Here is an 11177-nt window from a genome sequence, read left to right on the forward strand (position 1 = left end):
TAGGCATTGGTTTTGATTCAAATTCACAGAGCATGGAAACAAAGTACCGGCCTGCCCGATCTTTGCTGATGTTGATACTGGAAGGCTCAGAAGCCAGTGGCCGACTCCAGCGGATATTCAGCGGTTCTTTACTTTTGGCGATGAACAGTTGGCCTTTTTTCATGCTGAAAGCAGAAGCCGCAAAAGTAGCACTTTGCTTTGCATGTTTCTTTTTGAAAGTCGGGTACTTTGTCCTGCCTTCCCAGAAGTTTTTGAAGGCCGTTTGTTGGTGGCGTAACGATTGTTGGATAGGTACAGAGGACACATCGTGCAACCACTGATACTCAGGGTTCTTTTTTAGCTCAGTGAGCTGCTTTGAGGCGGCATTGTAATTAACGCTGTTGGCGTTCTTATAGTACTCATCAGTACGCCAGCGAAGGATCTGGTTATAGACGAAACGCACACAACCGAAAGTTTGGGCAAGAAGTTTTTCTTGCTCAATTGTCGGATAGAATCTGTATTTGTAGGCATGTTTAGTCATGCTTACAAACATATTGCTTTTTGTGTAAGGATTCAAGTTTTTTTCCAGTCCTATCGGTGGTCCGGTATTCCGGCTGGTCGCTGCCTGCGCGGCCCGATCCATCTCCACCCAAGCTCTGCGAGCTATGGATGGAGTATTCCGCGAGAATTGATAAATCTTATTGGGCCGACTTTACTTTATTCCCGGACAGTCTCCGAGGGGGAAAGTTAGCCCGGACTTTCTTCTGATTATGCCCGGGATTCAGGCTTCTTCAGGCGTTAACGTTGGAGCCGGGAGTTCTTCTGGTGGTGTTGTTGGGTCAGGTACCTTGCCTTTGATGGTGGATTCATGAAACGGGAATTCCTGGCCATTGGCCAGTCGGGTGATCGTAATCCCTTTATCAACATGCGCGTAATACCGGGATTCAAACTGAACATCTGAAGAACTGTAAGGCTCCTGTGGATTCCGCTGCTTTCTTTCATTAATTTCTTTCTGGATAGCCTTCAGCGTTTCAAGAATATCATTCAGCTTTGCTTCAGCTTGTGCAAGTCCCTGGTCAGCATTAAGCTCCCGGGCCTGATTTTTCATTGCCCCAAGCGCATGGACGTAATAGTGATATATCTCCATAGGCTTTTTGTTTTCGAGACCAGCTCCCAGTGGAATCAGTGAAATGGCTTCATGATTGGGCGGTGGGAATGTGATGGTGACGGTCAGATCCTTCGGTGCATCGGGGGGGAGTTCAATCTTCCTTAATGCATTAAGAAGCATGTCAGGCCTTTGATACCAACCTACGCTGGCAGAACCCTTGAGGGCCATAGCACATTCAGCAAAGGCTTCGAGGGCATTTCGAGCAGTGAGGGCAATATTCTTTTCGCCAAAGGCTGTGTATGCCTTTTCGGCTTCATCCAGTTGCTGTTTGCCCCGATAGAGCAGCTCATTGGTGTTTAACGCGGTAAAGTCTTCTTTGGTTTTTTTGGACTCTTCAGTCTTGGGAGGTTGAGCTACTTCAGGAGACCCTTTGACAGATATGGTCGGGTCAACAGACATCACATTCCCGGGAAATCCCGGTGGTTGATCCATATGCACAGGTGCGTGATTCGAGGGGTTTGGTTGGGCCATATATTGTCTGGGTGGCGGTGCTAAACTGGCACCGCGACCGTTAAACACAGGAGAATCCGGGGCGCGATCTGCCGACCAGTCAGTTCCAAAGCTCTGGGCAGGCAAAGGAAGTTGGGTGATTGGTGGAACCATTTCGATTGCTTCCTTAACTATGGTTTAAAAGTTATGTCATTGAAAATTCGTGTCATAACTCTTTCGACAGAAAAAGCCTGGTTTAGTTCCGACCAGGCTTTGACAGGAAGTGTCAGGCAACGACCCGTTTGTGAAGATTACAACCGCCGAACCTTGAATTTTCTACCTTTAATCTTGCCTTTTTCCAGCCTGCCCAGTGCCGGTCGGGCATGTTCCCGTTTCACCGCAACATAGGCGGTAAAGTCAAAAATATGGATCTTGCCGACCTGGTCTGCGGGAATCCCGGCATCGCCGGTCAGCGCTCCGAGGATGTCGCCGGGACGGACTTTGTGCTTTCGGCCACCATCAATGGCCAGGGTCACCATAGGGGCCGGTGCTGGCGGCTGGTTACCGGTAAGTGCCTTCGGGTCTCCAAATACCAGAGGAGTCCTGAGGTAGTCGCTGATGTTATCCAGCTTGTACTGCTCCCGCTGGGTATGAAGGCTCAGTGCCAGGCCTTTTTTGCCCGCTCGCCCGGTGCGGCCAACACGATGAACATGCACTTCAGGATCCCGGCTCAGATCGTAATTGATAACCGCTGCCAGGTTTTCGATATCCAGTCCCCGGGCGGCAACATCGGTAGCAATCAACAGATTGGCACTCTGATTGGCGAATCGTACCAGCATCTGGTCACGCTCTTTCTGTTCCATATCGCCATGCAACACTACCGGTTTGTAGCCAGCCTCATAAAGCTCAATGCCCACCTCTTTGCAGATTTGCCGGGTGTTACAGAAAATCACGCTGGACTCCGGCTGGTAGTGTTTGAGCAGCCTGATCAGTATGGCGGGTTTCTCAGCGTTTTCGGCATGATAGAACCGCTGCTCAATATGCTCATGGCTGTGGGTGCTCTCAACGGTCACCGCAACAGGCTGATGCTGGAAACGTTCGCTTAACGCTCGGATGCCGTCTGGGTAAGTAGCTGAAAAGAGGAGGGTCTGTCGCTGCTCCGGTAGATGGCCGATGATGTTTTCAATGGCATCAATAAAACCCATATCCAGCATTCGGTCGGCTTCATCAAGAACCAGCGTGTTGACCCGATCAATGGATAAGGTCTTTTTCCGCAGGTGATCCTGGATTCGCCCGGGGGTGCCGACAACCACATGGGCACCGTGTTCAAGAGAACCGATCTGTGGACCAATAGGCTGGCCACCACAAAGCGTAACGACCTTGATATTTTGCTGATATCGGGCCAGACGCCGGATCTCCTGGGCAACCTGGGTTGCCAGTTCCCTGGTAGGGCAGAGCACCAGTCCCTGGCAGCCAAAATCCCGTTGTTTCAATTGGACAATCAGGCCAATGGCAAAAGCAGCCGTTTTGCCACTGCCGGTTTTGGCTTTGGCGATGACATCTTTGCCCTCAAGGATTTCTGGCAGGCTGTTCTGCTGAATAGGGGTCATTTCCCGGTATCCCAGACTGTCGAGGTTTTGCAGCAGGGCATCGGGCAGGGATAGATTGGAAAAGCGGGTGGACGCTGTTGCGCAATGAGTAGGTGCAGTCAAATCAAGCTCTTGGCGTGTGCCACGGTACAGATGAGGTAAATGATTATAACAGAGTCTACCCTTAATGACGGTGAATCATTACAGCAATTGATCGGGAATCCCGCCAAGGCTCAATCCCCCGCTGCCATCAACCGATTTACTGTTGAATTGACTATAAATTTTATCAAATGCAATGGAGCGAATCATGAATTCAGATTCTCCGGAATTGCTTTCAGGGTCTGCGCGACAGGAAAGCCCGCAGGAAGGGAAGCCGCTCTTCTGGCTTACAGGACTTCTGATTGGGATTGCATTGCAGCTATTGACATTACTGGTTGAACCCCCGGCCGGGATGAATGAGCTGGCCTGGCGCTGTGCGGGTCTTGCCATGATGATGGCCGTGTTCTGGTCGGTAGAAATTCTGCCGACGGCCATTACGGCACTGCTGCCGTTGATGTTATCGCCAATGCTTGGTCTGGCAAGCATTGATAAGGCGGCTGTTCCCTATGCGCATCCGGTAATATTCCTGTTTATGGGTGGTTTTGTGCTTGGCCTTGCGATGGAGCGCTGGGAGCTGCACAGTCGTATAGCCTTCAGAATCATGTTGATTATGGGCACCGGGGAGAAGCGACTGGTACTCGGCTTTATGATCGCCACGGCCCTGATCAGCATGTGGGTTTCCAATACGGCCACCACGATCATGATGTTGCCGATCGGTTTATCCGTTATCGCCATGATTCGTCACCAGGGGAGGATGAGCCGTGGTTTTCCGTTAGCCCTGTTGCTTGCCATTGCTTATGGTGCGTCGATCGGTGGCTTTGGCACCCTTATCGGTTCGCCTCCCAATGCACTGTTGGTGGCTTTTCTCCAGGAGCAGTACGGCATACAAATCGGTTTTGCCCACTGGTTGATCATTGGCTTGCCAGCATCCATCATTTTGCTGGCGATTACCGGCCTCTGGCTGGGCTATTTCGGCTACCGCCTGGGTGGGGAAGAAAACCATGGGGTAACAGAATCCATTAAGCAGCAGCAAAAAAAGAACGGTTCCATGAGCGGCGCACAAAAAGCAGTAACCGCGATCTTTATTCTGACTGCTTTTGCCTGGATTGTACGTCCCTGGCTGGACGATATGATGCCATCGCTGGAACTCTCCGATACGTTGATCGCCCTGGTGGCTACGGTTCTGATGTTCATCCTGCCAGTTCGCTGGAAAAAGCCTGAGTTTCTGATGAGCTGGAAGGAGATGCACCGCCTTCCCTGGGATGTGTTGCTATTGTTTGGCGGTGGCCTGAGTCTGGCGGCGATGATCCGAAGGACAGGGCTGGCAGAGTGGATTGCCGGGTCATTAAACATCCTCGGGGACATGCCCACGTTGATGGCCATTGCCCTGGTGGTGAGCATTGTTATTTTTCTGACCGAAGTCACCAGTAACACGGCAACAACCGCTGCCTTTCTCCCTCCCCTGGGGGCCCTGGCTGTTTCCCTGGGAATGGACCCGGCAATTCTTGCCATCCCGGCAGCTATTGCCGCCAGCTGCGCCTTCATGTTGCCCGTGGCGACACCACCCAATGCCATCGTCTATGGTTCAGGCATGTTGCCCATTCGCCACATGGTGCGCAGTGGTATGGTGTTGAACCTGGCGGGTATTGTGATTATCACGCTGTTGAGCCGCTGGCTGGTGGGATTTATTATTTAGCCTCTTCTTTATAAACCCTGAGACCTCTGGCCTGATAGTTCTTCAAGGCAGAAGGGTGATCCAGCGAACAGGTATGCACCCAGACCCGTTCTGCTCCCCAGTTCCAGGCTTCCTGAATGGCAGCACTTAACAGGGCGCCACCCAGACCCTGGCCAATGAATGGCCGGGCAAGGCCAAAGTAGGCAATCTCGATATCACCTGCCACTTTTTGCAATTCGAAGTAACCGGCCGGACTGCCTTTACAGTAGCCGACCCAGAGACGAAGATTGTCGTTTTCAGCGTAGTCATGCCACTGGGCATCAGACCAGGCCAGCTTGTCAGTCCATTGCCAGGGTTGGCCAATGTAGCTGTAGAGGAAGCGGTTGAATTGAAACTGCTTTACCTGACACTCCTGTATAACAAAATCCGGATTGGTGACTGGCTTGTGGATCAATTCATCCCGGGAGGTCATTTCCAGAGACCAGATGGTAACGGCTTGTTTTTCCATATTACTGCTTTATTTCCGGGTGGTTGATAGTGCATGGTACCGCTGAAGAAAGCCGAGGATATCACATTCCTGTCATTAATTAATGTTATGGCCAGTTGTTTATAATTAATAAAACTCCTAAATTGCAGGCAGCAAGGCATGAAAAAATATTACGGGGCAATAATTGGGCTATTCTCCCTGATGTTCTTATTAAGGTGGGATCAACTGGTTTTGGCAGGAGAGGATAGCTGGTACAGCAACTATAAAAATCCTGACTATTTTACTCCTCATCATAATATCCACGGCTTTTCTGATCAGGGTTACACAATTATTAATCCTGATGACAAGTCAGTAAAAGGTTTTATTTTTGAAGTCAATAATCATCGCCCTGATATCGATATAAACTTTATCAAAATTCCCTACACCCAGTATTTTTCCAGTTTCGGGATTGAGATAAAAGACATTCTGTCTTCACAGAATACCCATATATTCTATTTGATGAAAACGGGGGATGATCCTCTATTCTATACCAATTTCAGCAGGGTGATTTCCTGGTATTTAATCAATAGAAGAGATAGCTCGGTGGTTATCAGGCCGATTCTCGACAATGAACAGCTGATGCCACAAAGAGTGCTTGTTATGGATCGGCCTCAGGTGATGGTGGGCGATATGGGGGCTGAATTCAAGGATCCGGAAAAGGTAATCATTGATGGTTATCACATTCATATGGATTATCTCGAAGGGCAGGAGCGCCAGGCAACATTATTGTTTGATCAGTTCCGGGAATATATTGCCAGTGAACGGCTGATTTATTCCGATCTGGACTGGTATCCGGCCCGTTCCAATGGCCCGCATGTGCGGGCCGGATGGGAAATAAAATTCGAGCGGGCCGGTAGCCAGCTTATGTACGATTATGGCAAGGCCATGATCTGGCTGGTGTTGAATCATGGTGATATTCCCATCTACTCCCACAGTAAAAACTGGGTATTTGGCGAAAATGAAAATCGATTGATCTCCCATCTTGATAATGCCTGGTACAGCGGTTTTCGCCCAAGCCTGAATCAACGTTTTTTTTATGATCCCGTAAATAAGAAAACTGGACTTTATCGATGGGATCAACAGCTGCCAGGTTCAAGATATTTATCAGCAGCGGCTATCCAGTCAAAACAGCAGGAGATTATTGAATTCTGGTTCGCCGATGGTATGGAAGCAAAATGGTTTAAAAAGCAGAGCGCAAAATCAGATAATCTGGATCAGGAAATCACAGAACGATTTATGAAAGATCTGGTCTTGCTGGCCAATGGGTTCTACGACGATTGGTTGACAAGTCCGAGAGGACAATTGGCTTATATCATTCTGGCGGACCAGTTTCCAAGAAGTATTTATCGCGGCACGCCGATGATTCTGGCCTATGATAACCTGTCCCTGCGGGTTGCCAGAACGGCCATACAGTCAGGGAATGATCAGCACTTAAACTACTATGAACGACTGTTTCTGTACTTACCGCTGGTGCACAGTGAGTCATCGCACGATCAGAGCCTGGCACTGTCACTGTTTCAGGCATTGGCTGAAGAGGTGCCTGATGATTTGAAACCGGAATTTGATGTTCATTATAAACAGGCATTGAAACATAAGGCCGTTATTGATCAATTTTCACGATTTATCCACAGGGATAGAATTTTCGGAAAATCATCAACGGAAGAAGAGATGGAATTTATCAGGAAAATTGATGCAGAATTTTAACAGAGGCTGACAGAAGCCGGTTTCCGGTACCTGGGAATCGGTGATGGAAGCAAAGAGACTGTTCCATTGCGTTAATTATTGAACACCTGTTGACAGAACCTATCTAATAAGTCAGGATTAAAAACAATTTTTAACTTGTCACGTACATTATCAAGATTGATCGATGGATAAAATTTTAGCCAATCGGCTAATAAATAAGAATTTGATTTGCTCATATTTATTACTAATAAATTCAGGTCATAATTTATCAGATTATCAATCAAGCGGTTCCAGTCAGGTGCAATATAGAGGTTAGAGTGGACTAATTCCACGCAACTATTATCAAAACGATATTTGAAATGGAACGGGTCACCACTTTTCAGTAAGCCAAAGGCAACGCGTATTTCATCCCAGTCCTCTTCGTACTGACAATATGAATATATTGTTTTTACTTCTGGTTCAATGCCTGGCTTCAGTGAATGTGCCTTCATATTTGGCATATTTGGCATATTTGGCAGGGGGACACCCCGAATATCAGTACAATCATCGATAATCACCGATTTATTGAAGTTACTGTCGTTTTTGTCCTTTACTTCCCTGGGTGTCAGTAATTCCTTCAGTGAATTTTTGTCTGTTTTCGAATCAGATGATTCAGTTAAAGTGCAGATGGTTTTCAATGAGTCAGCAATTTCACGAATGAACTCAACAGGAAATTGTTTATTTTTTTTGAAATTTTCACTATCAGATGAAACTGCACTGGCATTTTCGCAGAAGAGGGCCGGATTCTGTGTCAGCACAGGCTCCACTTTTTGAACCTTGGCAGGGATAGTGGCAATTGTGGCGGTGAACATATCCTGAACACAACCCGTTGTCGCCCCACCTGCCTGAGACCATTGAATGGGAGCCAGGGCTGAGGGCTTATCTACACGATAGGGACCCAAAGATGACTCTGCCTTTTCAGCACTCTGGCTTGTGGTTAAAGCGCCAGAGCTGTTATTCAGCGTTCCTTTTGGAAGTTCATATGTCGTTTTGTCAGAACAGGTGGGGAAATTGACGTTAGAGATGTTCATTTGTCTTCGATACTGGTTATGGTAGCTGAATGATGTTTTCCTTACTTCGACAAGGCATCTGGGAAGAAATTCATATTCTGAACAAATCAAACGCTGGATATGCATAAGTAGCCCGCAAATTTTCTTCAATCGGGCAATATTTATATACTGGGCATGGCGATCATCATGTTGCCAGAAGTTGACTGGATCCGGTTCCCGGCTCACGGGAACCGGCAATAGAATCAATGAGACTGCTGCAACCGTCTGGCATAGACGACAGCATTATAACCGACAGTCGCTACAATATTACCCGCAACAAAGAATAGAATAACCAATGCTGCATTGAGGATGCTGAAACTTGCCAGCAGTTGGATTAAACGACCAAACCCTTCTATAAAGAACAGGTAAATACCAAATACATAAGGAATATAGCTGGGAATACCCGTTAACGCCTGTCGCGCTCCTTTACTCAGGCCGGTGAGAACAGCAATAGAGAATAATGATCCCACCAGTAGCAGCATCCAGCTGGTTTCCATGCCTTTTACGGCCTGCTGTAAAACGGCAATGGCCAGCGTTACCGCAAGGATAATATCGGCTTTGAGGGCCAGGACGGTGAATAGGTCTTTTTCACTTTTTCCGGTAATGATCTGAGCTAACTGAATCATGGTAAACCCCCCGATCAGGCTATGGCCATGGCTCAGTTATACCACCAGTCAAGGTCGGTAAAATTGATGTAAGGCAGTATTTTTACCTATTTTGATTTACCGGGTTTTTGTGTGTCGATGTTGTACAACAGACAGGCGCATTTCCAGTTCACATTCCAGCCGACCCTGTTGTTCAAGTTGCTCTTTTTGCCGGGCATTGACATACCAGTAGTGGGGCGTCATGGCCAGCAGGTCCATAATGGCCTGAGCGTTTTCCAGCATCATCCGGTGATGGATGGTCTGGCTTTCCAGCAACGCAAGATTTTCTGGCAGATCCTGCAAGCGCTTATCTTCCGGGTAAGGACGTACCTCATCATAAATAGCACGGCGAAGCGCCATCAGATGGTTTTGACCGGGGGTCAATATCACAATATGCCCCCCGGGTTTCAGAACTCTGGAAAACTCAGACCAGTCACAGCGGGAGAATATGCTGATCACAGTATCAAACTGTTCGTCCATCAGTGGCAGTTCACTGACACTGGCAACCAGCCATTCTATCGCCTTGTTTCGCTTGCTGGCGGCCAGGATGGCGGGTTTGGCGATATCAAATCCACAGACTGAGCTGTCTTCAAGCTGCTCTTTTATGCTCGATGTGTAATAGCCTTCACCGCAACCAGCATCAAGAATACGCTGTGGGGCTTCATTATTGCCGAACGACTTGATGTTATCGATCAATGCGTCGACGACGGGTTGATAGAAACCCTGATTCAGAAACCGTGTCCGTGCTTCGACCATGATCTGATCATCGCCGGGGTTTTTACTGCGTTTCTTATTGCTGGGCAGCAGGTTCAGATAGCCCTGACGTGCCCGGTCAAACCGATGGTGATTTTGGCACACAGCGCTTTTGTGTTCTGACCTGAGCGCTTCATAACAGACGGGGCAACGGAGTAAGATGGGCATGGGCAGCATGGCTAAAAGCCAGAGAGTTTAATGCTCTCTGACGCATATGCAACGGTTGGTGATGGTTTTCTGCCGGTAGTCGTTTATGAAATAACCGGATTAAAATGCTACTGGGGCATCATTCCTTATCTGACGGACGTACACTTGAAAGCCTTTCGGTACCAGCCGTTGTCTGTTCAGGACTCTCAGTTAATATCGCCTACTTGCCTGTAAATTCGATATATCCTTAATACATAAATCCAGATCTGATTTTAATCTCTGATAAGCATCACTATCTTGTCTCATGGAAAGTACATGGATGATTTCATCATGACTATTATTCATAAGCCGCTGCAGCTCCATTCCCATGGTGATTTGATCAGTTACAGAAGAAACACTCCTTGTGTCTTGATAAGTCCTGTTATTGGCACGAATCCCAGGCATCATCCCGGCAACTGCCATAAAGGTGTCTTTCAGGGTCTGCTCTAAATTTGGTATGGATAGCAGCTGGTCAATTTTCGATTTGAATTCTTTCAGAACGTGGGCAGCAAATTCATCAGTAATGGTTTGTGATGAGTCAAAAACAGGGTAGTCAAAACTAAATTGCAATTCCCGGTTCCACTCCTTCAGCTCACGGATGATCCTGGCCGGAGTAAAAGCTTTAATTTTTGCTAATTCTTCATTCGCCAGAAGGCTCGCTACTAGTGGAATCTCATCCAGTGGTTTGTAAATATCTAAAAGCTTGCCAGACAACTGCTCAAAATCTGCCATCCTGCTTCCCAGATCATAGCTTGTCGGCGCTGATACCTGAGTTCTGGTTGCTGAAATCCCCCGTTGCTGGATAGTGCCGCTTTGTGTCAGACCTGGGGTAATATTACTGGCAGCAGCTGAATGTCTGTGACCGGCCGGGGCTGCTCTGATGGCAGAACCACCAAACGTGCCTGTCCAGCCAACATATGCTCTTCGTGCTGATTCAGGACGGCTGGTTGTTGATGGATAAGTTGGCATGCCAGAATTATTTATATTCATTCCTGGTTCAATCCTCGAAATTATCAAAAAAGCAACATTTATTGTAAATGTGAAATCTCGTTTCACTGAATAATTGACAAGAGTGACAATAAAAAAGTTCCTTATCCAGTGGGTGATGCTGACGTTGGTGCTCCAGTGATTTAATGCTGCTGGGTCAACCTTGCGGGCCGGGTCACAATTTTTTTCAACTGTTTTTAAACAAACTTGTCTGAAACAGCAGTTATCAAGAACAGCAAAAATACAGTGCAGTGGCATTACTGGCTTGATATTCGCGAAGGTCTGGCCGATATTTTCCTGTGGAAATACCCGGGCCTAGGAGGCTGACCGAGAATAGCGCCCGTAGCGAGGATGGCAGAAAATTGAGGATA

At 47.7% G+C, this 11177-nt stretch carries 10 protein-coding genes; 2 read left to right on the top strand and 8 right to left on the bottom strand.

Features of this window, described 5'->3' with window-relative positions:
• From KDK13_RS03625 to dbpA, 3 genes are all read right to left on the bottom strand, one after another.
• Positions 1-622: helix-turn-helix domain-containing protein (locus KDK13_RS03625; protein WP_257283538.1), on the bottom strand; the 622-nt coding region annotated here is incomplete at its 3' end.
• A 138-nt stretch (positions 623-760) separates the two neighbouring features.
• On the bottom strand, positions 761-1750 hold the full coding sequence (locus KDK13_RS03630) for a hypothetical protein (RefSeq protein WP_257283540.1): 990 nt from the start codon (positions 1748-1750) through the stop codon (positions 761-763).
• Positions 1751-1887: 137 nt separating this feature from the next.
• On the bottom strand, positions 1888-3288 hold the full coding sequence (dbpA, locus tag KDK13_RS03635; RefSeq protein WP_257283542.1) for an ATP-dependent RNA helicase DbpA: 1401 nt from the start codon (positions 3286-3288) through the stop codon (positions 1888-1890).
• Between the two features lie 184 nt (positions 3289-3472).
• Here dbpA and KDK13_RS03640 point away from each other — a divergent pair, with 184 nt between their 5' ends.
• The gene (locus tag KDK13_RS03640) at positions 3473-4960 is read left to right on the top strand and encodes a DASS family sodium-coupled anion symporter (RefSeq protein ID WP_257283543.1); all 1488 of its coding nucleotides are present in this window, start codon (positions 3473-3475) and stop codon (positions 4958-4960) included.
• Here KDK13_RS03640 and KDK13_RS03645 read toward each other — a convergent pair.
• Positions 4953-5447: a GNAT family N-acetyltransferase gene (locus KDK13_RS03645; RefSeq protein WP_257283544.1), complete on the bottom strand. Its 495-nt coding sequence runs from the start codon at positions 5445-5447 to the stop codon at positions 4953-4955. The two genes, KDK13_RS03640 and KDK13_RS03645, sit on opposite strands and share 8 nt — an antisense overlap.
• 138 nt (positions 5448-5585) lie before the next feature.
• Here KDK13_RS03645 and KDK13_RS03650 point away from each other — a divergent pair, with 138 nt between their 5' ends.
• Positions 5586-7169 carry a DUF924 domain-containing protein gene (locus KDK13_RS03650; protein WP_257283545.1) on the top strand — a complete coding sequence of 528 codons (1584 nt, stop codon included), beginning with the start codon at positions 5586-5588 and terminating at the stop codon, positions 7167-7169.
• Positions 7170-7240: 71 nt separating this feature from the next.
• On the opposite strand, the gene KDK13_RS03655 is transcribed toward KDK13_RS03650, so the two are convergent.
• The 4 genes from KDK13_RS03655 to KDK13_RS03670 form a co-directional block, all read right to left on the bottom strand.
• Positions 7241-8422 (bottom strand): hypothetical protein, encoded by a 1182-nt coding sequence (locus KDK13_RS03655; RefSeq protein WP_257283547.1) that lies wholly within the window; start codon positions 8420-8422, stop codon positions 7241-7243.
• A gap of 17 nt (positions 8423-8439) precedes the next feature.
• Positions 8440-8862 (bottom strand): hypothetical protein, encoded by a 423-nt coding sequence (locus tag KDK13_RS03660; RefSeq protein WP_257283549.1) that lies wholly within the window; start codon positions 8860-8862, stop codon positions 8440-8442.
• Positions 8863-8958: 96 nt separating this feature from the next.
• Entirely contained in the window at positions 8959-9810 is an 852-nt protein-coding gene (locus KDK13_RS03665) for a putative RNA methyltransferase (protein WP_306670992.1), read from the bottom strand.
• A gap of 180 nt (positions 9811-9990) precedes the next feature.
• A complete protein-coding gene (locus KDK13_RS03670) occupies positions 9991-11064 on the bottom strand; it encodes a hypothetical protein (protein WP_257283551.1) in 1074 nt (357 codons plus the stop codon).
• Positions 11065-11177 lie beyond the last annotated feature (113 nt).

Origin of the sequence: Endozoicomonas sp. SESOKO1 (assembly GCF_024606265.1) — a bacterium.
Classification (GTDB): Bacteria; Pseudomonadota; Gammaproteobacteria; order Pseudomonadales; family Endozoicomonadaceae; genus Endozoicomonas.